Annotated in this window: 26 protein-coding genes; 7 read left to right on the top strand and 19 right to left on the bottom strand. The window is 35.3% G+C overall.

Annotated elements, in window-relative coordinates; all coding sequences use genetic code 11:
* Positions 1-9 precede the first annotated feature (9 nt).
* A complete protein-coding gene (locus tag K6119_RS12765) occupies positions 10-468 on the bottom strand; it encodes a hypothetical protein (RefSeq protein WP_221832272.1) in 459 nt (152 codons plus the stop codon).
* A gap of 120 nt (positions 469-588) precedes the next feature.
* Here K6119_RS12765 and K6119_RS12760 point away from each other — a divergent pair, with 120 nt between their 5' ends.
* Positions 589-1,257 carry a hypothetical protein gene (locus tag K6119_RS12760; protein ID WP_221832271.1) on the top strand — a complete coding sequence of 223 codons (669 nt, stop codon included), beginning with the start codon at positions 589-591 and terminating at the stop codon, positions 1,255-1,257.
* A gap of 24 nt (positions 1,258-1,281) precedes the next feature.
* Positions 1,282-1,476 carry a hypothetical protein gene (locus tag K6119_RS12755; RefSeq protein WP_472857795.1) on the top strand — a complete coding sequence of 65 codons (195 nt, stop codon included), beginning with the start codon at positions 1,282-1,284 and terminating at the stop codon, positions 1,474-1,476.
* On the opposite strand, the gene K6119_RS12750 is transcribed toward K6119_RS12755, so the two are convergent.
* Complete coding sequence (locus K6119_RS12750; RefSeq protein ID WP_221832267.1) at positions 1,473-1,829, bottom strand: CBS domain-containing protein; 357 nt, start codon at positions 1,827-1,829, stop codon at positions 1,473-1,475. The genes K6119_RS12755 and K6119_RS12750 overlap by 4 nt on opposite strands.
* Before the next feature lie 108 nt (positions 1,830-1,937).
* Here K6119_RS12750 and K6119_RS12745 point away from each other — a divergent pair, with 108 nt between their 5' ends.
* The gene (locus K6119_RS12745; RefSeq protein WP_221832265.1) at positions 1,938-2,357 is read left to right on the top strand and encodes a VOC family protein; all 420 of its coding nucleotides are present in this window, start codon (positions 1,938-1,940) and stop codon (positions 2,355-2,357) included.
* A gap of 2 nt (positions 2,358-2,359) precedes the next feature.
* On the opposite strand, the gene K6119_RS12740 is transcribed toward K6119_RS12745, so the two are convergent.
* Positions 2,360-3,988 (bottom strand): ABC1 kinase family protein, encoded by a 1,629-nt coding sequence (locus K6119_RS12740; RefSeq protein WP_221832263.1) that lies wholly within the window; start codon positions 3,986-3,988, stop codon positions 2,360-2,362.
* Positions 3,989-4,039: 51 nt separating this feature from the next.
* The gene (locus tag K6119_RS12735; protein ID WP_221832261.1) at positions 4,040-4,990 is read right to left on the bottom strand and encodes a T9SS type A sorting domain-containing protein; all 951 of its coding nucleotides are present in this window, start codon (positions 4,988-4,990) and stop codon (positions 4,040-4,042) included.
* 102 nt (positions 4,991-5,092) lie between these two features.
* Between K6119_RS12735 and K6119_RS12730 the strand changes: the two genes are divergently transcribed.
* Positions 5,093-7,120, top strand: a complete 2,028-nt coding sequence (locus K6119_RS12730; protein WP_221832259.1) for a SpoIIE family protein phosphatase — start codon at positions 5,093-5,095, stop codon at positions 7,118-7,120.
* On the opposite strand, the gene K6119_RS12725 is transcribed toward K6119_RS12730, so the two are convergent.
* The 6 genes from K6119_RS12725 to lipB form a co-directional block, all read right to left on the bottom strand.
* Entirely contained in the window at positions 7,121-7,639 is a 519-nt protein-coding gene (locus K6119_RS12725; protein ID WP_221832257.1) for a gamma carbonic anhydrase family protein, read from the bottom strand. It abuts the gene before it with no gap.
* 10 nt (positions 7,640-7,649) lie between these two features.
* Entirely contained in the window at positions 7,650-8,132 is a 483-nt protein-coding gene (locus tag K6119_RS12720) for a hypothetical protein (RefSeq protein WP_221832255.1), read from the bottom strand.
* A complete protein-coding gene (locus tag K6119_RS12715; protein ID WP_221832253.1) occupies positions 8,132-8,851 on the bottom strand; it encodes a 3'-5' exonuclease in 720 nt (239 codons plus the stop codon). The genes K6119_RS12720 and K6119_RS12715 overlap by 1 nt, the downstream gene beginning before the upstream one ends.
* A 91-nt stretch (positions 8,852-8,942) precedes the next feature.
* The gene (locus tag K6119_RS12710; RefSeq protein ID WP_221832251.1) at positions 8,943-9,353 is read right to left on the bottom strand and encodes a hypothetical protein; all 411 of its coding nucleotides are present in this window, start codon (positions 9,351-9,353) and stop codon (positions 8,943-8,945) included.
* A gap of 25 nt (positions 9,354-9,378) precedes the next feature.
* The gene (locus K6119_RS12705; protein ID WP_221832249.1) at positions 9,379-10,596 is read right to left on the bottom strand and encodes a serine hydrolase domain-containing protein; all 1,218 of its coding nucleotides are present in this window, start codon (positions 10,594-10,596) and stop codon (positions 9,379-9,381) included.
* Positions 10,597-10,599: 3 nt separating this feature from the next.
* Positions 10,600-11,301, bottom strand: a complete 702-nt coding sequence (lipB, locus tag K6119_RS12700; protein WP_221832246.1) for a lipoyl(octanoyl) transferase LipB — start codon at positions 11,299-11,301, stop codon at positions 10,600-10,602.
* A gap of 95 nt (positions 11,302-11,396) precedes the next feature.
* Between lipB and K6119_RS12695 the strand changes: the two genes are divergently transcribed.
* Positions 11,397-12,491: a cytochrome-c peroxidase gene (locus K6119_RS12695; protein WP_221832244.1), complete on the top strand. Its 1,095-nt coding sequence runs from the start codon at positions 11,397-11,399 to the stop codon at positions 12,489-12,491.
* A 9-nt stretch (positions 12,492-12,500) separates the two neighbouring features.
* On the opposite strand, the gene K6119_RS12690 is transcribed toward K6119_RS12695, so the two are convergent.
* Entirely contained in the window at positions 12,501-13,484 is a 984-nt protein-coding gene (locus tag K6119_RS12690; RefSeq protein WP_221832242.1) for a bifunctional phosphoglucose/phosphomannose isomerase, read from the bottom strand.
* Between the two features lie 177 nt (positions 13,485-13,661).
* Here K6119_RS12690 and lysS point away from each other — a divergent pair, with 177 nt between their 5' ends.
* Together lysS and K6119_RS12680 are read left to right on the top strand one after the other, a co-directional pair.
* Positions 13,662-15,365 (top strand): lysine--tRNA ligase, encoded by a 1,704-nt coding sequence (gene lysS, locus K6119_RS12685; RefSeq protein ID WP_221833690.1) that lies wholly within the window; start codon positions 13,662-13,664, stop codon positions 15,363-15,365.
* Between the two features lie 62 nt (positions 15,366-15,427).
* The gene (locus tag K6119_RS12680; protein ID WP_221832240.1) at positions 15,428-15,886 is read left to right on the top strand and encodes a hypothetical protein; all 459 of its coding nucleotides are present in this window, start codon (positions 15,428-15,430) and stop codon (positions 15,884-15,886) included.
* A gap of 4 nt (positions 15,887-15,890) precedes the next feature.
* On the opposite strand, the gene K6119_RS12675 is transcribed toward K6119_RS12680, so the two are convergent.
* The 8 genes from K6119_RS12675 to K6119_RS12640 form a co-directional block, all read right to left on the bottom strand.
* Positions 15,891-16,559 (bottom strand): ATP-binding cassette domain-containing protein, encoded by a 669-nt coding sequence (locus K6119_RS12675; RefSeq protein WP_221832239.1) that lies wholly within the window; start codon positions 16,557-16,559, stop codon positions 15,891-15,893.
* Positions 16,552-17,217 (bottom strand): molybdate ABC transporter permease subunit, encoded by a 666-nt coding sequence (gene modB / locus K6119_RS12670; protein ID WP_221832238.1) that lies wholly within the window; start codon positions 17,215-17,217, stop codon positions 16,552-16,554. The genes K6119_RS12675 and modB overlap by 8 nt, the downstream gene beginning before the upstream one ends.
* Complete coding sequence (gene modA, locus K6119_RS12665) at positions 17,217-17,969, bottom strand: molybdate ABC transporter substrate-binding protein (RefSeq protein WP_221832237.1); 753 nt, start codon at positions 17,967-17,969, stop codon at positions 17,217-17,219. The genes modB and modA overlap by 1 nt, the downstream gene beginning before the upstream one ends.
* A 355-nt stretch (positions 17,970-18,324) precedes the next feature.
* A complete protein-coding gene (locus tag K6119_RS12660; protein ID WP_221832236.1) occupies positions 18,325-19,533 on the bottom strand; it encodes a hypothetical protein in 1,209 nt (402 codons plus the stop codon).
* 19 nt (positions 19,534-19,552) lie between these two features.
* Positions 19,553-20,926, bottom strand: a complete 1,374-nt coding sequence (locus tag K6119_RS12655; RefSeq protein ID WP_221832235.1) for a hypothetical protein — start codon at positions 20,924-20,926, stop codon at positions 19,553-19,555.
* Positions 20,927-21,029: 103 nt separating this feature from the next.
* Positions 21,030-21,773 carry a LytR/AlgR family response regulator transcription factor gene (locus K6119_RS12650; protein WP_221832234.1) on the bottom strand — a complete coding sequence of 248 codons (744 nt, stop codon included), beginning with the start codon at positions 21,771-21,773 and terminating at the stop codon, positions 21,030-21,032.
* 73 nt (positions 21,774-21,846) lie between these two features.
* The gene (locus K6119_RS12645; RefSeq protein WP_221832233.1) at positions 21,847-24,678 is read right to left on the bottom strand and encodes a sensor histidine kinase; all 2,832 of its coding nucleotides are present in this window, start codon (positions 24,676-24,678) and stop codon (positions 21,847-21,849) included.
* Positions 24,679-25,122 (bottom strand): nucleoside deaminase, encoded by a 444-nt coding sequence (locus K6119_RS12640; protein ID WP_221832232.1) that lies wholly within the window; start codon positions 25,120-25,122, stop codon positions 24,679-24,681.
* Positions 25,123-25,139 lie beyond the last annotated feature (17 nt).

The following is a 25,139-nucleotide window of genomic DNA, read 5'->3' as shown; positions in this document are numbered from 1 at the left end:
CTACAGGTTCTAATTATACTCAGCACAGCCTAGAGTAATTATGAACTTATTCTCCATATTTTCAAAGGCATCTACTTCACCTTTTACATTAATGGATGCTCCAATTTCTAATTTTTGATCATTCATGGGTGCCCAAAACTCTACAGAAAAAGTTTTATCATCTACTTCATAAGAAGCATATTGCAAATGATATTCTTCTTCTTCCGCTAAAACCTCAGAAACTTTTAATTCAGTTAGAGCAATGGATTTACCCCCGAACGCTTGTCCCAAGTATTTAAAATTAGGATCAGAAGTTCTCTTTTGATCTTTAAAAGCATCTAGTACGGAAGAAATTTTTTTTGTAGCATCTTTTTTTTCATTGTAACATGATTTACTTTTAATCAAGGAAGGCGCGTCACTTTTAATAAAAAAAGAAGAAGCCAAAAAATAAATGGCTGGAAAAATCAATAAAACAAAGTTCTTTTTCATAAAATATTAATTGGTGTTAATGATATTTAAAAGTATGAAAAAAACCTGTTTAATCTCTTAAATAGACAAAATCAGGATTATAAAAACATTAACTTTATAAGATTATAAAACTATTACGCTATGAGGATTTTCCTTTGTATTTTGCTTGTCACATTAACATTTACAACAAATGCTCAAATAAAAATGACCTTGCTAAATGGAAAGACAGAGGAAGGTATAGAATTAAAGTTAAAATATAAGGGAGGAGTAAATGGAAATTACTCTGGTGGTATATTTACATTAATTAAAGCCAATGGAAATAAAATAAAGCTGGCGTTTTCTGATGTAAAAAATTATTACGTAAATAAATGGAAATATGAACTAAAACCTGAATTTGCAGAATTTTATAGTGATGAAAACAAAGAAGTAACTAAGCCAGGAACTCAAGTGCCATATCTGAAATATTTATGTTATAACGATTATATATTGTATCATAGATCATCTCCAATAAAATCAATTGCTCAAAAAGATTTACCTTTTCCAGCTTTACCCCCAACCCATCCGAATAATCAACTTTACCTCAGTCCCGACAATCTTAAAAATTATGGTGTATGGTACCTTTTTAAAGGAGATAAGTGTCAGTATAAAATAAATAGTGGATCTGAAAACAGTGTGTTAAAAATCTATTTTAAAACATGTGAGGCTGTAAAAAATGCACTTATTGAAAAAAAGAATGGTGCCAAGAAGAAAATTTCCGTGTGGGATTTGGATATGGAAGAAAAGAATGATTCTGGGTGTAAATGTAATTAAACCAAGCATCTTAAAGGGCTTGAAATTGGCATTATGGGATGCATTGTAAACGGACCTGGAGAAATGGCAGATGCAGATTCCGGATATGTAGGATCCGGAAAAGGAAAAATCAATCTCTACAGAGAAAAAGAAGTAGTTAAAAGAAATATTCCTGAAGCAGATGCTTTAGAAGAGCTTATTGATTTGATCAAATCTGATGGAGAGTGGATTGATCCTTAATCCACCATGGTCTTTAAAATATCTAAAGAGCTCACTATCCCTATAACTTTTCCTTCTTCCATAACCACCAGGTGATGAACATTGTGTTTTACCATAACAGCTGCAGCATCTACCACTCTGTTATTACGCAATACCACATGCACCATTTTTGTCATGATGTCATTGACTTTTTTATCATCAAAATGAGTAGCTGCCAAATCACTTACACTTATTATTCCTGCAATCTCACCATCTTCCCTTAATACCGGAACGGCATTCACATCTTTTCTGGTGATTAAATCTCTTGCATGTTTAACCAATGTATCTTCCCTGGTAACCACAACAGGGGTTGACATAATTTCTTCAACTCTCATAATTAATCTTTATCAAAATAAAGGTAGCATTACTATTTCTACTTATTTTGACAATTGTCATTTACTGCTCAAATTTTGATCAGCTAATAATTTCAAAACAGAGAAAAAATGAACTTAACTCCCTTTCATGTTGCTATTCCGGTTAGAAATTTAAAAGAAGCTTATGATTTTTATATCAAGTGTTTTAATTGTGATACGGGTAGAACATCCGATCATTGGATTGATTTGAATTTTTACGGTCACCAATTTGTGTTGCATTTGAAAGAAGGAATGCAAATAGAGAATCATCACAATGCTGTAGACGGCAAAGCAGTTCCTGTTCCGCATTATGGAGTTGTTTTAGATTGGGATGTTTGGCAACAATTAGCGGACCACCTTAAATCACTGCAAATTGAATTTGTAATTGAACCTTATATCAGATTTGAAGGACAAGTAGGAGAACAGGCTACAATGTTTCTACTGGATCCATCCGGAAACGCATTGGAATTCAAATCATTTAAGAATATCGATCAGTTATTTGCCAAGTAAGACTACCCTTTTTTTCTGTTTTTCCAAACGGATCTTAAGAGTACAAGGGACAAAAGAACTGTACCAATAAGCCAATTGTCTTCTTTGGCCAAATAATAAAACATCAAACTGGCCAGAATCCCCAGCACCAACATGAATTGCTGGCCTACGGCATATAACTTTTGCGTATCGTTTTTAATCTCCAATTCCAACTCACCATTGTTGGCTTTAGCTAAAAATGTATTGAGTTGAGACGGTAAAGCCAATAAGGTTTTGAACTGTTTTTTAATAGCATCCATCAACATTGATTTGATACTATCATAAGACATCATTTTAGACTTTAAATAAGGTTTAATTACCTCAACCGGATCAAGTTCCGGAGCAATTTGAGATGAGATTCCACCTACCAAAATCAAAGTTCTGTTCAACAACACCCAGTCTTTTGGTACCTGAATAGTTTTGGTTAATTCTGAAATACTCAACTCTTTCAAAAGCGCTTCAATGCTTGATCCTTTAATGTCTTCCACTTTTAAATCTGTCATTTTAAACCCACTGATCTCCATTTCATTGGTCAGGAATTTATTAAAAGCTTCCACTATTTTCTTAGCCACTTTCCTGGCGTCTGAAGTTTCGCCAATAAAGCCCATTCTCTGCAGAGAAGTTAAAACTTTGTCATAATCCTGGCTCAAAGCAGCTTGCAATAGTAAAGGAATCTCCTTGCGCATTTTCTCACTCAGCACGGCCATAGCACCAAAATCGAGCAGAATAATCTCACCCTGCTGATTAACCAACACATTTCCCGGATGCGGATCTGCGTGATAAAACCCATCTTCCAGCACCATTTTACAATACGCTAGAATCAGTTCTCTTGAAATGTCCTCACCGTCTAAATTCCAATTGTTTAGTTGCTCAATGTTTGTGATTTTTACTCCTTCTTCAAATGACGTTACCAGTACTCTATTGGAACATAAATCTTCATGAACATTTGGGACTTTGACACGTGGATTGTCTTTTAAGTTTTCAGCCACAATCTGCATTGAAACGCGTTCTTTACCAAAATCAAGCTCCTCCATAATCATTTTGCGGATTTGCTCATAAACGAAGTCCATTCCGTTTACTTTGATAAAAAAAGAAACACGATTCAACATCTTTTTAATGATGGTCAAATCTGCTTCTGCCAAAGCTTTGATATTTTGATGCTGCACTTTAACAGCTACCACTTCTCCCGACAACAATGTTGCTTTATAAACCTGTCCTATTGATGCAGATGCAATAGGTTTTTCAGGAATTTCTTTGAATATTTGATCAATGGGTTTACCTAAATCTGCCTCCAAAACTTGCTTACAATTTTCAAGTGGACTCTCGGGTGCTTTGTCTTGAAGTGATTCTAGCAACTCACCGTAAGCTTTTGGCAACACATTTGACATGATTGACATGAGCTGACCAAACTTGATGAAAAGTCCTTGCAGTTCCAAAATGCCATTTTTTAAATCTGTAGCATTCTTTAACTCTACCTTATTTAGGCGCTTTTGGTAATATTTTTTTCCAAAGAGTTTTTTACCAATATGCAGTCTTACATACCGCCAAATCATTCGGTTGATCAACCCAATAGCTTTGCGTGTTCTTTTACGGTATGAAAAGCTCGTGCTCATAGTTTACTAGAGACGAATGTAAGCATGAAATTGTTTTAGTGATGGACAATTTTATTCTTTTAACACTTTGAGTATTTGCCTTTGATCGCCTTTAACAACGTTGAGAAAATAAATTCCTGGACTTATTGCGCTCATATCAAATACTACCGAACCCTGTATTTGAGTGAAAGTTGTTTTCATCTTTTTACCATTAAAATCTGTAAGATAAACATCAGAAACCTCATGTAGATTCAAGTTTTTAATGTTCACTGTTTCTTTAGCAGGATTTGGATAAATTTCTAACATTAATTGATCAAATCCTCCTATTGAAAGTTCTTGCAATGGATAATCACAGTCTTCTGCGGATGGGTGATAAAGAGGAAAAGAATCATCTTCAAAACACCTGAATTTAAGGGCATAATATTCTTGAATGACATTAGTGTCACACTCCATGTATATAGGGAATAATTGCGAACTGCCCCAGTTGACGTTCATCTTTCCAAAGCGTTCAACGAATAATCCACTCATAAAATATGATGAACCCTCCAAAGTAGAGAGGGTAACAGTACGATAAGTATTTGTATTAATGACAACTGAACCCGTATCAATTACTTCAACTATAGAAGTGTCGTTACAATAAGAATTACCATTGTGTGTGGTTGATATTATCCATGTATCACCGATATTTGCGCCATAGTTTACATGCACAAAAAATTCACCATTATCTTGGTAAAACACAGTATCTCCGCTTACATAGGTGTAATGTTTTTTAATGGTGTTGGGACCAAGATATACTGTTTGAGAATTTGGCGGAGCTGATAACATAAAGGTATGTTTCTTGTGAACGATCTCCTGACAAAGTTGACCACCCACCATTGTGTCTTGAACATACTCATAGGTAAAATAGCCCCACTCAGCTACTCCAGTATATTCATAATGCCAAATTGCGTTTTGATCAATCCAGGTTTGAGCCTGGGTGTTTATTGTGAACAACAAACAAAAAAAGAGTACTATCCTTTTCATAAATTAAGTTTTAGGTAATGATGAAAGTACTTAATTTTGACCATATTTGCCAACAAATTAACCCTGCGCTTATAATTTGCAGTCTCTTTTTAACTTACTCAATTGAACAAAGCCAAAGTTGAATCACGTATCATTTACACACTGTTAGTAATAACATTGGGGCTTTTGGTTTGGATGTATTTGAGATTGGACAATTCAGTTAACAAAACTGCTCAGGAATTATTAGAAGAAAAAAACTCATTGGTTCGTTCAAAAATTGATGCCTTTTTCAATCCGGTAATTGACAGATTAGAGGGTGAATGGATTAAAGCTAATCAGGGAATGTTTGAAAACAAACCGCAAGACGAATTAGCTAAAGAGTTTTTCTCTATTTGTAAATCTAGTCCTTCTATATCATCTGTTTACGTTTCAGACGAATTAGGAAACCAGTTTTATGCCGGGAGAATAGATGATCCAAAGTACAAGCATTACGAAGGTTGGTTTTCAGCAATGACATTTTTAGGTAATAAAACAGATGTAGGTCCGGATAATAGAATTTGGAACTTCTCTGATGATACGCTTTACCTTGATTCCATGTGGACCAGAACAGACTCAAAATTTGATCCTAGAGAAAGGCCATGGTTTAAGTCAGCCATTAAAACTGATAAAGCCATTTGGACGGCACCTTATATGTTTGTTGCTGCCGGAGTGCCGGGTATTTCACTTTCAAAAAGATTTGAATATCCCGCGGCTAAAAAGCGCATTATTTCAATGGACATTACATTGAAGGATTTATCATTGTTGACAACAAAAATTGATATCAGTGAAAACGGTAAGGCCTTTATTGTTACAGATTCGGGTGAATTTGTGGGGATTCCGAAAATGACAGATAATCATACCGAAAAAGATATGTTGTCATACGCCCTGTCTCATGTAGATACTTTTTACCAAAGTGATGTGGTTAAATCACATCAAATTTGGATTGATCAAAACAAACCCGAACACATTTTTGCTTTTAAAAATGAGGGTAATAGTTACTGGGCCAAATATGCGCCTTATGAAGTTGGGAACTTAACTTTTTATGCCTGCGTTTTAGTTCCTCAAGCAGATTTAATGGGACCCATTAAAAAAAGTAAAAACATGATTCTTTTTGGGATGATTTTTATTGTACTCATCTCCATTGTTATTGTTCAGGCTTATCGATCTAAGAATAAATCAAACGTATTGTTGGCCGAACAGAAACACAAAATTGAAGAGCAAAAACACCTGGTAGAGGAGAAAAATCAAGAGATTATAGATTCAATCAATTATGCCAAAAGAATCCAGTCGGCTATTTTACCACCTGATGAATTGATTCAAAAGAATTTGCCGGACAGCTTCGTGTATTATTTGCCTAAAGACATTGTTGCAGGAGATTTTTATTGGATGAATGAAGCAGATGATCAATTAATGATCGCGGCTGCAGATTGTACAGGCCATGGTGTTCCGGGAGCCCTTGTGTCTGTGGTTTGTAACAATAGTTTAAACAGATCTGTCAACGAGTTTAAAATCACTGAACCCGGAAAAGTTTTAGACAAAACAAGAGAGTTGGTGATTGCTCAATTTGAAAAAAGCAAAGAAGAGGTTAAGGACGGAATGGATATAGCGCTTGTTTCGCTAACACCCAACACGAATTATGAGAATGACTTTGAGAATGAGAATGAAGATAACTCTAATTCACATTCTAATACTCATTCTCATCCTGCTTCTCATTCTCAAACTGCTTCTCATTCTCAAACTGCTTCTCATTCTCTAAAATACGCTGGTGCTCACAATCCACTTTGGGTTATTAGAAAAGGTGGAACTGAGATTGAGGAAATAAAGGCCAACAAACAGCCCATTGGTAAATTTGATCAACCTCAACCTTATATTACACATAATATCAGTTTAAATCCCGGAGATAGTTTCTACATCTTTTCAGACGGTTATATTGATCAGTTTGGGGGTGATAAAGGCAAAAAGTTCAAGTCGGCAAACTTTAAAAAGTTGCTATTGAGCTTACAACACCTAAACATGGAGGAACAAAAGCTTGCCATTGCAGATCAATTTAACAATTGGAAAGGGCATTTTGAGCAATTAGATGATGTTTGCGTGATTGGGGTGAGGGTGTAATTATTCTGCTTCGAACCACGAAGCATACATGCGATAATTCTTCGCTATCCTCATCACCTCACCTTTGAACATTTCAGGAGAAAGATCTTTGACTTTTTTGGCTGGAACACCTGCATAGATAGATCCGCTTTCAACTCTGGTTCCCTCCAATAAAACAGCCCCGGCTGCAATGATACAATTCTCTTCAATGACACAATTGTCCATTACGATTGAGCCCATCCCGATAAGGACATTGTCACCAACAGTGCAACCATGAACAAGTGCATTGTGACCTATTGAAACGTTTTGTCCTAACTTAACTTTTGTTTTTTCATAGGTACAATGAATCACGGCTCCGTCCTGAATGTTAACATTATCGCCCATTTTAATGGAGTTGACGTCTCCGCGAATAACCGCATTGAACCAAACAGAGCAATTCTCTCCCATTTTTACATCACCAACAATAGTTGCATTATCTGCCAACCAACATGTTTTAGGAATTTCAGGCGAAAAGCCTCTACAAGATTTAATCAATGCCATATTATAAATATTAATGTGAACTTTTCAATTGAAATTGAATCCTTAAAATATCATTTTGAGAAAACAACGTCAGGGAAAACTTACTATTCTCTGATTCGAATTCAAAAACTGAGTATTCTTCAGACAAACTACTGCTCTTTGCTTTTTCAGTGAAAAAATTTTTCAAAACATCCGCATTTTGGACCGTTTCCTCTTCAAAGAAGAAAACTTTAAATTGGTTTATCCTTACTTCATCTGATAAAATGACCTCTATTTGTAATGAATCATTCCAAAAATGTCCAACTTGATTAGTCTTTTCTTCATATCCATTATCAGCCAAAAAATGTTGACCGGATTTGAGATCATCACCCAATTTAATCCCATCAAATTGATATTCGGGAAAATCATTAAAATGAACTAATGCGCCTTCTTGCTTTTGTGATTCAGTGTTCTCAGATTCTGAACCACAACCAACAGTAATCACCAATAAAAGAACAGTTAAAATTCTTGTCATTAATCGTTGATGTTTTCTTCTTTCACCAAAGGTTCGTTTCTCAACTTCAAAAATAACTGAATTAGTGCAACAACATCTTTATGGCAATATGCAACAATGCGTTCCAGGTCATTTTCTTCATAATAAACCCTTGCTACATCTGCTCCACTGATATCATCCTTAGGAGTGGGAATATCAAAAATATGGCACAATAAACTCAGAGAAGAGTAATTTTTAAAGTCACCAAACTTCCACAATTCCATGGTGTCCAGATGATTTATTTCCCATGGTTTTTTACCTGCAATGTCCAATGCTAAAGGCAAATTAACTCCATTAATGAGCATTCTTCTGGCGATATACGGAAAATCAAATTCTTTGGCGTTATGACCACACATGATGTGCTGCTGGCCCGAATAATGAGCGTCTAACATCTTAGCAAAGTCCTGCAATAATTGCTTTTCGTCATCCCCGTAATAAGAATGTAATCTGATTTCTTTTCCTGAAGATTTATCCTGCACTATCCCACATGAAATACAAACAATTTTACCGAATTCGGCAAATACACCCGCTTTTTCATAAACCTCATCATTGCTCAAACCATCTCTTTCCTGGATGTATCTGTTCTTATCTAAATACAATTGGGCTGTTTTTTCATCCAAATCACTAAAGTTGTACACCTGTGGCACTGTTTCAATGTCCAGAAAAAGAATATTTTCAATGTTGATTTTTGATAGACGCATAGGACAATTTTTGTCTAACTAATCTACAAAGGTTCATTTAATTTAAAAGGAAAATGTCACAACAGTTGTAAAAAGAAATCAACCGTGATAACTAAATCACCACTCCCTTTTTATTCAATAAAGGAACGTTGATCATGTTTTCATCACAGATGGTTTCCGGTAAAAAGATGAATTTTTTATCGTACATCTGATTGTTTTGAAAAAATGAAACCCAGTATTCATTGTTAAGGCCAAATACCTCTTCAATAATGGGTTCAATTTTGGCAAAATCTTTGGCATCCAAATCTCCAATAAAATGTCTTAGAACAGAGGTGTTGATTTTTTCTCCTGTACTTTGATTTTCACCATACCCCTTAGAAGTTACCAAGGTGTTTTGGATTTGTTTGTTTTGGAGATTAATTAGATATACATTGAAAACCTCTTCTGTTTTTTCGTCATTCCATTCTTTGACAACTGCAACAGAGATGTCTTCAACTTTAGGTATTTCAATATCCTTTTTCATTAGCGGGCACAAAAATAAAACAAGATTATAATTTCTTGTATTCTTCTAACAACCTTTCACCCGTTGCAATGTAAAAAGGCAATTCAGCATAATGGTTTTCAAATGCATCATCCTGCGGAGGTGTATCCACTACATTTCCTTCTGTTCCATTTCCTGCACGAACAATTACTAATTGTTTTGAAGGAATTGAAATGATATATTGGCCAGACATTCCTCTGAAATAAGTTACCTCATATGGCAATCCGGTAAAAATCCAATATTGATAACCATAACAATTATTTGGTTTTCCGTTTGACTTGATCAAAGGTGCAATTGTACACATCTCGTCAACAAAAGACGCACTAACCAATTGTTCTCCATTCCAATTTCCTCGGTTATTGATTAGTTTTCCCAATCTGATGAAATCTCTGGAAGTTGAATAAAAACAGCAATAACCTTTCTCTGTGCTGTTTTCATCACCGGTCAAACTCCACATAGCGTCACTTTCTGCACCCATTGGTTTCCAAAGTTTTTCAGATGCATAATCTGATACTTTTTGTCCGGTTGCTGCTTCCAAAACATACGTTAACACCTGGGTGTCACCACTCTTGTATCTCCAGTTAATTCCTGGTTCTTCTTCAATAGTTCTTCTGTTACACGATAAATCCCTTGCATCAGTGTCGTAATAGAGTTCTGCAACATCACAAAAAGGATGAATATAGCTTTCACTCCAAGACAATCCGGTACACATTGTAAGTAAATGTCTTATCGTAATATTCTTTTTTTCATCCTCAAATTCAGGTAAATAATTGGCAACAGGTTCGTCCAGTGATTTGATTTTACCTTCATCCAAAGCAACACCTATTAAAAGTGAAATCACAGATTTACCCATTGAAAATGAATTAGAAGTGCGACTTCTATCATGTTCATTCCAATACTCTTCATATATCACGGTATCGCCATATGCAACAAGAAAAGAGGCCGGTTCTAAAGACTCAATTCTTTCTCTTTCATCTGAAGTCAGGTCCATTTTGGCCAAATAAGGAGAGTCTTGCCATGGTTGAGCTACACCAGCAGGAATGTCTCTATTATTGAACACATCCTGATCATAAATATGCGGGCGAATATGGCCCCTAAAATAAGTGGCTGAAATTCCCTTGTAGATATAATACCTTCCGGTAAAGATAATTGCCAAGTTTGCTGTCAGCAATAGCACCAGTATCAGAAGCGCAACCCATTTAAGCGTTTTTTTAACTAACCTCATTTTTTAGGCGTTTTTGTAATCAAAGTTGAAAATATTGGCCATGTTTTCTTTTAAAACTTCCTGAACCTGAGTTAAATCTAACCTTTTTCCTAACTCCTTCTCCATAGAAGTTACGGATTTATCTTCTATACCGCAAGGAACTATATGGTTAAAGTAGCTAAGGTCTGTATTCACATTTAAGGCAATACCGTGCATGGTTACCCATCTTGAAGCTTTTACTCCCATTGCGCAGATCTTGCGTTCTTTTGGTGTTCCTCCATCCAGCCAAACACCTGTCAATCCTTCAACACGACCGGCTTTTATACCAAACTCAGCCAGTGTCAGAATCACTGCCTCTTCCAAAAACCGCATGTATTTGTGAATGTCCGTGAAAAAATGATCCAAATCAAAAATTGGATACATCACAATTTGACCCGGACCATGATATGTAATGTCTCCTCCTCTATTGATTTTATAATATTGGGCATTGATGCTTTTTAACATTGCTTCTGCCATCAGTAAATTTTGCTCGTTTCCACTTTTGCCAAGCGTATATACATGAGGATGCTGACAAAAAATCAAATAGTCATTTGTTTGCTGATCAGATTTACCGTCGCGCAATAATATTTTTTGATCAACAGTTTCTTTGAACAAATCTTCCTGAAAGTCCCAGCATTCCTTATAGTCTATTAGACCTTTGTCAATTATTTCTACTTGCGGTGTCATTGTACTACAAAATTAATAATAAACCTTACCGACTAATCGTTTTATGACTTAAGTCACACCCTTTTGTCAAGGATTACGTAATTTTGTTAGAGTTGATGTCGAAAAAGTATCTGTTCATATTGTTTACTGTTGTCTTTTTTATCTCTTGTAGAAAAGATATAAAGCCCATACCAAAAGGAACGACACCTTATACTTTTGAGTATCCGGACATGATAGGAAAATATCTTCCTCCAATTGATGAGCCCAATGACAATGTTACAACAGAAGAAGGAGTAGAACTGGGAAGGTTGTTGTTTTTTGATAAAAGACTTTCTGCAGATAACACGCAATCTTGCGCTAGTTGTCACATGCCGGAACATTCATTTAGTGATACAGGTGCAGTAAGTTATGGAATAGATGGAATTGCTGGAACAAGAAATGCCATGCCAATAATCAATGTTGGATGGATGGAAGATGGCTTATTTTGGGATGGAAGATCTGCAAGTGTTGAAGGACAAGCCCTGGAGCCGGTTCCAAACCCAATTGAAATGCATCAGTCATGGCCCAACACTTTGTCCAAACTTCAGGCAGACCCTTTGTATCCAAGTAAGTTCGAGCAAATATTTGGTTCCTCTGAAATTGACTCAATTATGGTAGTAAAAGCTATAGCTCAGTTTGAAAGAACGTTGATTTCAGGAAATAGCCCGTTTGACAAATTTGTTTACAGCAATTTTGCAACCGGAAGCTCAGGTTGGGCATTGGATAAAGAGCAACTTGCTTATCAAGGATTTGCCATTTTTATGGACGAAACCAAAGGAGATTGTTTTCATTGTCACGGAGATCAGTTTAATCCTCTTTGGACGGATAATATTTATCATAACAACGGATTGGATGCAAACCCTTTGGATCCGGGTCTTGCTGCTGTTACGGGGAATTCAACTGATCATGGGAAATTTAAAACTCCTACCTTAAGAAATCTACTTTTCACTGGGCCGTATATGCATGATGGAAGGTTTACTACCTTGTCACAAGTGGTTCAACACTATAGTTTTGGATTACAAAATTCAGCAACTATTGACCCTTTAATGAAATCTGTAAATGATGGTGGAGTTCAATTAGATCCACAAGAACAAACAGCTTTGTTGTGGTTTCTTTATTCTTTAACGGACAGTTCTTTTGTTACAAATCCTAATTTCCAGGATCCATGGTGATTTGAGATTTTATCTCTTTGCCATTTCGTCTTTAAGGTAAACTATTACTTCTACCTCATCCGAATCAACATTTCTAATCTCTGATAAAAAGTAAGACACCCAATCTGTATGGTGAATCAGGTAAAAAATTTGTTCAATTCTAGAATCTCCAATTGCGCAAATTTCATTGATTGTATCTGTATGTTCACCTATTATTTTTCTAGATATTTCCCAGCGAGCAGTGGTTCTTGGGTGATCGTATTTTGTTGCCAAATAAATTGGAGCAATGATGTTAGAACCTCCTGCCCATCCAACCAATTCGTTATGCGTCATTTCCGGTAAAACATGATCCCAACACAACACTTTGGCATTTTCATTTAGCTGTTGTTTAAATCTTGTAGCAACACCTCCAAACTGAGAATCTGCATAGATTACAGGGATTTTTCCGTCAAGTTGTTTTGCCAGATTTTTGGCTCTTTCTTGCGTAGTAGCCTCATTGCTTTCAATCAATTGATTGACTTTGTTTAAGTCATTTACGTGTTGATCATCAATTAAACCGTATCTATTAAGCAGAAATAACTGTTGGATAATGGAATAAGCCAACATGGCTCTTGGTTGCTCTCCACCTGGTACAATTGCATGATTCCAGCCATTTGATTTGGCCATTTCTGTCAATTTTCCACCTGAAGATACAACACAGATTTCGGCTTTTTTTGCCATTCCTTCTTCAACCGCCGCTATAGTTTCTTCAGTATTTCCTGAGTAAGAAGAAGCTATAATTAAAGTGTTTTCATTTACAAATGCAGGTGTATTATAATCATTTACACATACAAAAGGGATTTTTAGTTCTGCTTTTAACAATTGAGAAACTATTGCGCCTCCAATTCCGGATCCCCCTAAACCACATAATAGTATGTTTGAGAATTCCTTTTTTGTTGGTTTAAAATCTAAAGACTTTCCAATCTCTATTGCTTCTGAAATTTGTTTTGTTTTGGCAGAAATTATTTCTTTCATAGCTGTGATTATGCTACAATACTACGTGAAATAATATGTTTTGGTTTAACAATAAGGTTAAATTTTATCATGCATTGCTAAAATCAGTAGGATAAGGGTTATCTTTGTCACCTGTTTTTATCAAAGAACCGAAGCCTTTAAGGGGTTTAGGTTCATAATAATACACATGAAATGAACATTGAACTTTCAGAACAAGAAATTCAGAGAAGAGAAGCATTAGATCAATTAAGAGCATTAGGCATTGAACCTTATCCTGCGGCATTGTATCCTGTTGACCATAAATCAACAGATATTAAAGCCAATTTTGAAGAAGGTAAAGCAGTAGTAATTGCAGGTAGGTTGATGCAAAAAAATATTCAGGGAAAAGCTTCTTTTGGTAAGATTCAAGATTCTGAAGGACGAATTCAGGTTTATTTTAACCGTGATGAAATGTGTCCTGGAGACGATAAAACTTTATACAATGAAGTTTTCAAAAAATTGTTGGATTTAGGTGATTTTATTGGAATAGAAGGAACTCTTTTTAAAACTCAAAAAGGAGAAATTACTGTACGTGTTAAGCAATTTAGCATGTTGAGTAAATCTTTAAAACCATTGCCTTTACCAAAAACGGATGCTGAAGGAAATGTTCATGACGCTTTTACCAACCCAGAAGCAAGATACAGACAACGATATGCAGATTTGGTTGTAAATCCTCAGGTAAAAGAGGTTTTTATTAAAAGAACCAAATTGTTCAATGCCATGCGTCAATTTTTCAATGACCGTGGATATTTTGAGGTTGAAACACCGGTATTACAACCAATAGCGGGAGGTGCAGCAGCAAGACCTTTTAAAACTCATCACAATGCCCTGGACATTCCATTGTACATGCGAATTGCCAATGAGTTATATTTAAAAAGATTAATTGTTGGTGGATTTGAGGGAGTTTATGAGTTTTCTAAAAACTTCAGAAATGAAGGGATGGATAGAACCCATAATCCTGAATTTACTGCCATGGAAATCTATGTAGCATACAAAGATTATAATTGGATGATGGAGTTCACCGAGCAATTATTAGAACATACTGCTATTGCTGTAAACGGAACAACTGAAGCCACATTTGGTGAACATAAAATTGACTTCAAAGCTCCTTATAAAAGAGTTACCATGCGTCAGTCTATCATTGATTTTACCGGATTTGACATTCAGGGAAAATCAGAAGACGAATTAAGAACTTTCTGTAAATCAAGTGACATTGAGGTTGATGATACCATGGGAAGAGGAAAATTGATAGATGAAATTTTTGGTGAAAAATGTGAAGGAAACTACATCCAACCAACATTCATTATTGACTATCCAAAAGAAATGTCTCCATTGTGTAAAGAGCACAGAGAGGATCCTACTTTAACAGAGCGTTTTGAGTTGATGGTTTGCGGAAAAGAAGTAGCTAATGCTTATTCTGAATTGAACGACCCAATTGATCAAAGAGAAAGATTTGAGGAGCAACTTAAATTGGCAGAAAGAGGAGATGATGAGGCCAGTCAGTTTATTGATTATGACTTTTTAAGAGCTTTGGAATATGGAATGCCTCCTACATCCGGTTTAGGTATTGGGATTGACCGATTAGTAATGTTTTTAACTAACAATCAATCTATCCAAGAAGTGCTATTCTTTCCGCAAATGAAGCCAGAGAAATTTGGTGAGAAAAAACTGGAGTTAGGCGACAATGAAAAAGTGATTTTCGACATCATCAGCAAAGAAAAATCAATGGATTTAAATGCCTTGAAAGAAGCTGCAGGCTTGTCTAACAAACAATGGGACAAGGGCATCAAAGCGCTTGGTAAAATGGGGCTGACCAAAGTAACAAAGACAGACGAAGCTTTGATTGTAGACTTGGTTGAGTAAAAACCTCTTCATAGCATTAGTTTTCATTTTTCGGTATATTTATCATACCCGAAACTTTGAAAATGTTCAAAAGAAAACCTGAAACTAAAAAGTTAGAAGACTTTGAATTGATTGATATCAATTTAATTGAAGATCATCCCTTTGAGTATGGTTATACCTTTAAAAGAAGTAATCGAGTAATTCAAAAGGATTCAGAATTAGCGCTTGATGAAGCGATAAAAGAAAATGTTGGGCATATTGAATATGTGAAAACCAAACCTGATTCAGATTTTATTTTATTTAAAAACATCCCCAAATACAAAACTTATCAAAGCCTGATTAAGTTTAATAAATCTAAAAGGGAACTGATGTCAGGTCTTTTATTATTAGTCATTTATATAGCATTTATTGTTCCAGAATGGGTGCCAGAAAATTCATTTTGGGATCAAGAACACATCATTTACCTTTTGCTACCTCTTGTCTATATAGTAACAGGCACAATCGGTTATTTTAAATATCATCCCAGTAATAATGTAGAATAAAACCCTAGAAAGATCTCTGAAGAAGCTCTTTAGGGTCTCCTTGAGTTGTTTTATTTTCTGCAAAAACAATTACTGAATCTGCCATTTTTAGAATTACATCTTTACGGTGGGTAACCAAAATAATGGTTGTTGAGAAGTTAGATTTTAATGCTTGAATCACCTCAATTATTTCTAAAATACTGTCATCATCTAATGCAGAAAAAGGCTCGTCCAACAACATTAGCTCTGTTTTCATTATCACACCTCTGATAATGGCCACTTTTTGCTGTTGACCTTTAGACAGCTCTCTTGGATATCTGCTAAACATTTTATCAATGCCAAGCTTTTTACACAAGGCTAAAACATCTTCAGCAATTTGATCATCTGCAGCGAATTCAAGGTTTTTGAGAACGGTCATGTTTTCAAACAAATTGTAATCCTGAAAAACCATTCCTACAGGCCTTTGCTTTAATGGTAAATTTTGGTCTTTGTTGAACCAATTATGACCCTTGAAAGTTATTGTTCCTTCATTTGCTTTATCTAAACCTGCTATAATTCTGAGTACAGTTGTTTTTCCAATGCCCGATTTGCCATACAATGCGGTAATTTCGCCAATGTTTGCAGAGGCCTTGAAACGAATTTCTATTTTATTTTTATCGTTTCCTAAACGTTTATAAATATCTATATTAAGCAATATTATGTTTGTTTTTAGAAACCAAATTAAGCACCACAATTAGCACAAAGCTGATACCTAGTAAAATTAGCGCGTATTGATTAGCGGCATCAAAATTGGTGCGATTCATTTCGTCATAAATAGCCACGGAGGCCACTCTTGTTTCTTCCATTTTTCCACCGATCATTAGTACCACACCAAACTCACCAATAGTATGAGCAAAAGTGAGCAAAATAGCTGTCCAAATAGAGCGTTTGACATAAGGGATGTACACCTTGAACAATGCTTTCCAGGCACTTTTTCTTAGCATTTTAACAGATTCAATAGTATTGGCAGGAATCCCTCTAAACCCGGCTATTATTGGGTTTAGCATAAATGGCAAACAAAAAATTACCGATCCCAGCAAAATCCCATTAAAGGTGAAAGCCAATTCAATATTAAAATTGCGGTACAAAAATCCGCCAAAAGCTGAATTTTTACCAAGAAATGTCAAAAAGTAGAAACCAAGAACTGTAGGAGGTAAAACAATTGGCAGCATTAATATACTTTCCACCAACACCTTTCCTTTCCACTTTTTCATGCTTATAAAATAAGCCAATGGAATTCCAATTATTAGAAGAATTAACACCGTAAATAGTGCCAACTTAAAAGTGATATAAAATGGTGTAAAATCCAGCATTAATTCATCTTATAGCCAAAATGTAAAAGTATGTTTTGGCTTTTTTCAGACAAGATAAAACTTTGAAAGGCTTGAGCGCTTTCATTTTGTGTATTTTCTTTCTTAATTACACAGGCACTTTGCTGAATTGGCTGGTAAAGTGAATCCGCAATCAAGAGATGATTAAAATTATTTCCCGGAGTTTTAACAAAGGAATAACTAGTAAAAATGGCATCAACAGCATGGGTTTCATAAAATTGATTCACCTGTCCAACGCTTTCGGCCCACACGATTTTATCATTTATCAGCTCATCTAGTTTTAAACTAGCCAGGGCCTCCATTGCTGCTTTTCCATACGGAGCAACTGAGGAGTCAGGAATTCCTATTTTTTGCACTTCATCTGAAAGTAATACCTCTTCAACACTTCTTATTCTTCCCACATTTTTAATAACCAAAACCAGTTGTCCTTTTGCATAAACTTCAGGTTTTTCGCACAAATTATCATTAAACAACATCATGGGATAAGTATCATCAGCTGCCACAAAAACGTCAAACGGCGCACCCTGATTAATTTGGGTATACAACATACCTGAAGCACCCGAATTTACCTGACACTTAATATTTTGTTCTTGCTCAAAAACCTTGCAAATAGAGTCTATGGCCACTTCCATATTTGCAGCACAGGCAATATTTAATTGGTCTTCTTTACTTTCATCTCCTCCACAAGAAGACAAGAAAACAATTGATATTAAAAATGAAAGCTGTTTGACCATTCTACAAAATTAGCTAATTACTTATTTGTTGATTGCTCTAAGAATAAAATAGAATAGCACAAAGAAGACGTAAAAAGAGGTAGTGATTATGGCCAAAATATATTTCCATTCCATCATCATATCAACATACCAACACACCACTATTATTGGTAATAAAATCAACAACCACATCTTTAAATTCCGCTCGAAGCTTTTGGCCCATTTAAAGTGTTGTTTGCTAATTGATCCCATGATCTAAATATCGGAAAAATCACAAAAACAAAAGGAGGCCATTATTGACCTCCTTTCATCTACTCTCGAATTCGCCTGACAGTGACATCAGATGCGAACCCCTTTGGGTTTAAATTAGCCTCGTTTATTCGTTCAAATATTTTTCATATTTGTTGATGATTCCTAAGCTTCCGGTTTCGTTGTTGAAAAGCAATTTTTTACTATCTTCAGTAAACTTTAAGTTCACTTTTCCTTGAGCAACTGTAGCAATGTTTTCACCATCTTTAAAAGCTGAGAAAGTAACTGTCAACTCATATGTTTCACCTACTTTAAACTCGTCTTTTAATTGGTACAACAATTCAACATAAGCATAATCCCATACGTCAAATCCTCTTTGTTTTTCAATAGTTGAGTGCACCCAAGTACAGAAGTCACCTAGATATCTGTCTTTTCTTGGAATGTTTTTACTGTAAAAACTGCTTTTAGCTCTTAGAGACTCTCTGTCAGTTTTTTTACCTTTCATTTCGTATGAAATGTTGAACCAGGCACCAGGATATGCAATTGCCAATGGTTTGTCCAAGTATGCTCTTAGATACATTTCTTTACCAATTTCTAACTCTTTTTTAAACTTTTTAGGGTCTTCAGTTGGCTTATCAGTATACTGATAGTTGAAAATGTTTAAAACATCAGAGAAAGCGATTTTACCTACGTAGTTTTTGTAAGCTTCATAACCTTCCATCTCTTTCTTTTTCTTTTCGATTGCCTCAGCATTTAACGACATCATGATCATATCCGTCTTAGCTTTAGCCGTTTCTTTGTCATAAACCTCTAACTGAGCAGGGTCCTTAGCAAAAACATTCTCTACTGTTCTTTCCCAGTCAGCTGGAGCTGCACCACCGTTATTAGGAATAGAGTTTTTAACTGTTGTACCAGCAAATACACCTGGCTCTAACTGAATAAGCTCAATATATTTAGATGCTGACAACCATTTATAAAACACAACCTGATTGTTTTTAGTTTTCCAACTTTCTTTTAGTTTAAGGTCAACTTTGTCAGTTTTACTAATGTGCCAGGTTAATTCGTTCACAACGTTTCCGTCTTTTTCTTTTACGAATTCAAAACCAAAATCATTGATTTTTTTAATCATCCCTGACGGTGCTTTTACTTCTTCAGGATCTAAAGAAGTATAGGCTCCAGAAACTCCATACTCATCATTGATTTCATTTAGGTGCGAGTAATCTGCTCCGCCGCCGCCCATTTTGCTTTTTAATTTGTCTTTAAACCCTTGGCCATATACATTGCTTCCTGCAACAATTACGGCTAGAGAAAAAATGCTTAATGCTAACTTTTTCATTTTTCTTAATTCTAATTTATTACCAGTTTATATTTACAAATCCTGTGCTTTCAGTTGTAGTTCCCTTATAACCAGCACTTCCGTTTTGTCCTCTTTTACCTAATGAACCATCTCCGCTTCCAGATCCTCCACCTCTACCGCCGTGGTTATTATCTCTGTACATTAGGTTTGTTCCACTATTTAAAGTGATTGTGATGTCTCCACCATCTCCGCCATCTCCGCCATTACCTCCATCAGCAGATGCAGATCCATTGGCCCCACCATTTCCTCCGCTTCCTCCTGATCCACCAGGATTATTGATGATAAGTGTTGAGAATGGACTTATTTTAAATTTGTGAAGTGTCTTACCTGAATAGGCATCAATGATTTCAACTTTATTGTATGTAACACCTGTACCTGTGTTAGTAAATTCCTGCACATTGATATTCAAAGATTTCCCTTTGTAGCCTCCGCCACCATCTCCTCCATCTCTTCCGCAATCTGAACATGCTAAACCAACTCCTGATCCTGATTTACCATATCCTCCCGGATAATTAATCTCCAAATCCTTGTTATAGGTAAGGTCTTTGCTCAATGTTGTTTTGATAGTTGGATGATACACTGATTGTATTTTCAAGATCACCTTGTCATTTGGAATCAGACTTCCATCTTCCAACACCATTATTTCTTCCTCTGTGTTGGTTGATCCTTCAGCTTCGATTTTAAAATCTGACCATGGAAGTTTACCTCCTAAGTTTGGGGTTTTAAGTACTGTACCGTCTTCTAAAGTGGCTACCACACCATATGTCAATAAAGATCCTAAACCTAAATTATCAGGTGTTTTTACCCATTGACCTTTAATTGATTTTGGTTTTTTGTTTTGAAGTGAGTTAGCCAACCTTTCTTCTTCAGCTAATTGTTGCTTTTGTTCTTTAATCTCCTCTTTTGCACCAGATTGGTTTTTTACTATGTTTTTTACATATTCTTCCAATTCAACTTTATACGGATCTAATTTGCCACTTACAATTTTAGAAGTTGACATAATATATTTTATGTCTGCCGCATTTTTTGAAGTCCACTTATAATAGTAGAGTAAACCATCAATGTATGTTACTCTTAGGTCTTGAAAACCAAAGTATGCCGGGAATGTTGGAATATCCGGTTTGTAGATTTCATCAATAATTCCCGCTCTTTTAACAAGTACCTGATCAATTTTACCTGATGATGCTGTTACTTCAATTGGCCATTTCTTTTTAACTTCTTCAAAGACATATTTGCCATATGATTTCTCCACTACTTTATATACAGAGTATTGTCCTGAAGTAAATTTCTCTGCATAGTGATTTTGATTTTTTTGAGCTACTGCCTGAACTCCTGAAATCAGAAAAAATAGTATTAATAAGTAGTGTTTCATTTCTATTCTTTTCGTTTGTGAGACCAAGAATAAAGATGAATTTTAAGAGTGTCCCGATTTGTTTCAGGAATAGACAATATGTTTCAGGAATGGAAAATTATCTCTACGAAACTATCAGTTCTTCAAACTGTTGCTTCTTATATTTAGACAGCTTTGCTTCTATTCCGTTGCTCAACATTACCGTCAACTTAGACTTAGAATAAAACTCCATAAAGTCACAATTGATGATCCATGATTTGTGAATGCGCACAAAATTATCGTTCAACTCCAGTAAGGTTTCAAAGTGCTTTAAGTTCTTGCTGTAGAGATATTGTTTGTCTTGTGTATGAATAACACTGTAAGATTCATTTGCCTCAATAGCAACCACTTCATTTAGCTCTAAAACCTTTTGACCTCCATTAATGGGAATAATGATTTTTTGAATTGAATCTTTGTTTAGGCTGTCAACCAAAACTTTGTAGTTTTTTGCCAGGTCTCTTGACTTTTCCTTTAGCACAAACTTATCTACTGCCTCTTTTAGCCTTTGAATTTCTACAGGTTTTAACAGGTAATCCAGTGCTGAAACTTCAAAAGCTCTTACTGCATAATGATCGTAAGCAGTTACAAAGATGATTTCAAAGCCTATTTTGTCAAAAAAAGAAGTGATTTCGTAACCCGCATAATTGGGCATTTCAATGTCAAGAAAAACTAGTGAAGGGCAATTTTTTTCAATCGCTTCAACTCCTTGTTCCAAATCTGCACAAAGGGCCACTACTTCAATGTCCGGACAATATTTAGACAACAGACTGTACAGAATATTTCTGGCACTTTCTTCATCATCTACTATTACGGCCTTAAATTTTGACATGGCACAAAATTGAACATTAATTCCATTCACCTTCATTTATTTTTAGGAATGGATGATTCTTTTCAGGAAAAGCTTAAAACTTTCTTTTAAAAGGCAGTTTTAATATAACCCTTGTTCCGCTGGCTTCTTCGTTTTCGAATAAATCCTCAAAATTTACCCCAAACTGACCACCATAAAGTGATTTTAAAATATCTAGCCTTGACCTTATTGACTTTACAGAAAACGAATTGTGTTTGTCTGATTTTCTTTTGTTGATCTCGGCAGATTTTTTTCTTCCAACACCATTGTCTTCAATTACACAAATGATGTTTTCATTGGCAAATGACACTTTTATTTTCAGTTTCTTTTTACCCGATTTGTGCAGTAATCCATGCTTAATGGCATTTTCAACAAAGGGTTGAATGATCATTGGAGGAATTTCTATCCCTTCTGTGTCATCTGACTCAATTTCAAATTCAAAATCATTCTTGAATCGAAGCTGTTCCAACTCCAGGTAAACCTTTAACAACTTTAACTCTTCAGAAACTTCAACAAAATCCAAATCTGAAAACTCCAACACTTTGCGAACCAAAAAGGCAAATTTGCTGATATAATTATAGGCATCATCTCCTTGTTCTCTTAACACCAAATCTTGAATTGAATTCAAAGAATTAAATATAAAATGCGGATTCATTTGAGACTGAATGGCCGTAAGTTTGGAACTGATCAGTTCTCGTTGGTTCTCTGCTAATTTTCTCTGTCTAGCCGTTATTCTAGCATAATAAAGGTAAGTTCCTGTTAAAAACAAAACGGCTATAACAACCCAAAACCACCAGATTCTCCACAATGGATTAGCAATGGTAAAATTATACTCCTGGATTTCACTTCTATTTCCCCTAACCACAGTTCTGTACTTAAACGAGTACTTTCCGGGAGGCAAGGATTTATACACGATTGTATTCTCTTCATACGGGTTTGACTGCCAAAATTCATCTATGCCTTCCAGCATATATTCGTAAACAATCTCCGATTTATATTTAAGGGTTTTGGCAGAAAGCTTAAAGACAAATTTTGATTCATTATAACTAAATCGTTGATGGGTAGTCGGGTTTTTTATTTGGTCATTGACCTCAACCGAAAGAAGCTCAATGTTTGGATAGTCATTTTGGTTTTGGAGCGTATTAAGGTTTATTCTTTGCACCGCATCTGAATGTGAAACATATAAAAAGTCATCCACAACAGCAATGTCAGAAACATTTTGTTTTGTTAGTCCTTCAGGTTTTCCAATCCACAACTTTATTTTTCCTTTACCGGAAACGATACAAACCCCATGATCAGTAGACATGATGAAGTTTGTTTTGTACGGGATTAATTTAGACACATGGTTGGATGATAAACCGGTTTTAGTATCCCATGACTCTACTAATGAATCATTGTAAAACAACAGCACCCCTTTGTTTTGAGTACACACAAAAATGGTGTCGTTTTTACAAAACAGCTGTGTTGTATTGATGTTTTGTCCATTTATGCGGTAATATTCAGGTGAATTTTCATCTCCAATAAGTAATCCCAACGAAGTTCCGGCATAGATTTTTCCTGATTTTTTATTGAATTCAATTGCATTAGTACGCATTTTATATTTGTCTAAAACGCCCGGTTCTTTAGTTAAAATATCTATCCAGCGAACACCCATATTTGATGCTATCAAATAACGCTTATCATCCACTTGCTTAACATCCTTTATAGCGCCAAATGCATAATTGCTGACATTGCCTGTTTTAAGATCAATAAAATGAGGAATGTTGTCATCAACCAGTAATTCATTTCTATCAGGAAAATAGGTCATAAATTCAATGAACTTTGTATTGTTCTTGTAAAACAGGTTCATTTCACCGTTGGGTTTTAGTTCATAAACATTTCCCAATTGACTTCCAATTAACAAGTCTCCATTGGCACCATTTACTATTTTGGTTGGACGATCATTGTGAATAGGAATATGATATGTTGATGCATTAATGTTTGGGATAATTAAAAGTCCATCTCTAAATGTTCCTATGACAATGTTACCCTCATTGTCTCTCATTAAACTGGAAATAAAATAGTTTGAAAGCACCTCCCTATCATTGAATAAAGGACCATCTAAACCTTTTCTAACTTTTGCACCTCCCTTTAAGTTGGCCACCCAAATGTTTTCACCATCAGAATAAATCCGGTTTCTAGCATGAAAATTTCCTTCATCCTGCTCAATGATTTCACCATTCAAATAAAACGTTCTGGCTGTTGTTAAGTCTAGGCCCACTAAATTGTCTTCAATCAAAAAATAGGTCGGCCATATGTTCTTGGGCGCCTCAACCAAAAAAGACAACTCCGTTCCTTCTAATTTGTAAATACAGTCTGCTACATAATCAAAAAGCATTAAAGCTCCTTTATTGTCACTGTAAAGGCCCCCACCAAAGCGAATTTCAGGATAATATGCTGTGTCAAGCAATTGCAGCGAATCTTTTGAATGAATAACAAATAGTCTTCTGGCTAAAACAATAAGTTGGTTTTGATCATTGAATTGAATAGAGATTTCCTCTTTCATCAACGAATCAGGAATTTGAAAATAGAGTTTACAACTGTCATTCTCTACTTTAAATATTTGACCGCTTAGGTTATGACAGTACACATTGTTTTGATCATCAATGCAGACATTAAAAAGAGATCTACTCAACATATTTTCTCCTAATATTTGAAGAAAATCATAGCCATTGTAACGATACAAACCATTGTTTGTGGCCAACCAGTAGTTGTTATTTTGATCCTGATTTACATGATAAATATTTACTCCTGATAGTTTGTCTTTGCCTACATTGAAGAATGCCGGATCCTGACAATTTGCAGTTATTGTAAATATGATTGATATGATGATTAAAACACTTCTCAATTATTTTCTTTTATCTGCAAAAAAAGCTTTAATCATATCTGCTGATTCTTGTGCCATTAAACCTCCTTCAACTATAGTTTTAGGATGATAAAGATTGTCATGTCTACCAGCTCCTCTTTTGTCATCTGTAGCAGCAAAAACAACTTTGTCTATCTGAGACCAATATAAGGCTCCTGCACACATTACGCAAGGTTCAAGCGTTACGTACAAAGTACAGCCCTTTAAATATTTAGCACCTAAAAACTCTGCTGCTGCTGATATTGCTTGTATCTCAGCATGAGCTGTTACATCATTAAATTGTTCTGTAAGATTGTGACCACGACCTATAATTTGGTCTTTCATAACAACCACTGCTCCGACTGGAACTTCATTTTTAGCCAATGCTTCTTCGGCTTCTTTAAAAGCCTGTTTCATGAAAAACTCGTCTGTATAAATCTCAATCATATCTCAACAAAATTATC

The sequence above is a fragment of the Paracrocinitomix mangrovi genome, assembly GCF_019740355.2.
GTDB lineage: Bacteria > Bacteroidota > Bacteroidia > Flavobacteriales_D > Crocinitomicaceae > Paracrocinitomix > Paracrocinitomix mangrovi.
This window is presented reverse-complemented; position numbering and strand designations above follow the sequence as displayed.

Excerpts from the sequence above, each read along its gene's own strand:
- K6119_RS12765 (WP_221832272.1), bottom strand. The coding sequence starts at position 468 with ATGAAAAAGAACTTTGTTTTATTGATTTTTCCAGCCATTTATTTTTTG.
- K6119_RS12760 (WP_221832271.1), top strand. The coding sequence starts at position 589 with ATGAGGATTTTCCTTTGTATTTTGCTTGTCACATTAACATTTACAACA.
- K6119_RS12750 (WP_221832267.1), bottom strand. The coding sequence starts at position 1,829 with ATGAGAGTTGAAGAAATTATGTCAACCCCTGTTGTGGTTACCAGGGAA.
- K6119_RS12745 (WP_221832265.1), top strand. The coding sequence starts at position 1,938 with ATGAACTTAACTCCCTTTCATGTTGCTATTCCGGTTAGAAATTTAAAA.
- K6119_RS12740 (WP_221832263.1), bottom strand. The coding sequence starts at position 3,988 with ATGAGCACGAGCTTTTCATACCGTAAAAGAACACGCAAAGCTATTGGG.
- K6119_RS12735 (WP_221832261.1), bottom strand. The coding sequence starts at position 4,990 with ATGAAAAGGATAGTACTCTTTTTTTGTTTGTTGTTCACAATAAACACC.
- K6119_RS12725 (WP_221832257.1), bottom strand. The coding sequence starts at position 7,639 with ATGGCATTGATTAAATCTTGTAGAGGCTTTTCGCCTGAAATTCCTAAA.
- K6119_RS12720 (WP_221832255.1), bottom strand. The coding sequence starts at position 8,132 with ATGACAAGAATTTTAACTGTTCTTTTATTGGTGATTACTGTTGGTTGT.
- K6119_RS12715 (WP_221832253.1), bottom strand. The coding sequence starts at position 8,851 with ATGCGTCTATCAAAAATCAACATTGAAAATATTCTTTTTCTGGACATT.
- K6119_RS12710 (WP_221832251.1), bottom strand. The coding sequence starts at position 9,353 with ATGAAAAAGGATATTGAAATACCTAAAGTTGAAGACATCTCTGTTGCA.
- K6119_RS12705 (WP_221832249.1), bottom strand. The coding sequence starts at position 10,596 with ATGAGGTTAGTTAAAAAAACGCTTAAATGGGTTGCGCTTCTGATACTG.
- lipB (WP_221832246.1), bottom strand. The coding sequence starts at position 11,301 with ATGACACCGCAAGTAGAAATAATTGACAAAGGTCTAATAGACTATAAG.
- K6119_RS12695 (WP_221832244.1), top strand. The coding sequence starts at position 11,397 with ATGTCGAAAAAGTATCTGTTCATATTGTTTACTGTTGTCTTTTTTATC.
- K6119_RS12690 (WP_221832242.1), bottom strand. The coding sequence starts at position 13,484 with ATGAAAGAAATAATTTCTGCCAAAACAAAACAAATTTCAGAAGCAATA.
- K6119_RS12680 (WP_221832240.1), top strand. The coding sequence starts at position 15,428 with ATGTTCAAAAGAAAACCTGAAACTAAAAAGTTAGAAGACTTTGAATTG.
- modB (WP_221832238.1), bottom strand. The coding sequence starts at position 17,217 with ATGCTGGATTTTACACCATTTTATATCACTTTTAAGTTGGCACTATTT.
- modA (WP_221832237.1), bottom strand. The coding sequence starts at position 17,969 with ATGGTCAAACAGCTTTCATTTTTAATATCAATTGTTTTCTTGTCTTCT.
- K6119_RS12660 (WP_221832236.1), bottom strand. The coding sequence starts at position 19,533 with ATGAAAAAGTTAGCATTAAGCATTTTTTCTCTAGCCGTAATTGTTGCA.
- K6119_RS12655 (WP_221832235.1), bottom strand. The coding sequence starts at position 20,926 with ATGAAACACTACTTATTAATACTATTTTTTCTGATTTCAGGAGTTCAG.
- K6119_RS12650 (WP_221832234.1), bottom strand. The coding sequence starts at position 21,773 with ATGTCAAAATTTAAGGCCGTAATAGTAGATGATGAAGAAAGTGCCAGA.
- K6119_RS12640 (WP_221832232.1), bottom strand. The coding sequence starts at position 25,122 with ATGATTGAGATTTATACAGACGAGTTTTTCATGAAACAGGCTTTTAAA.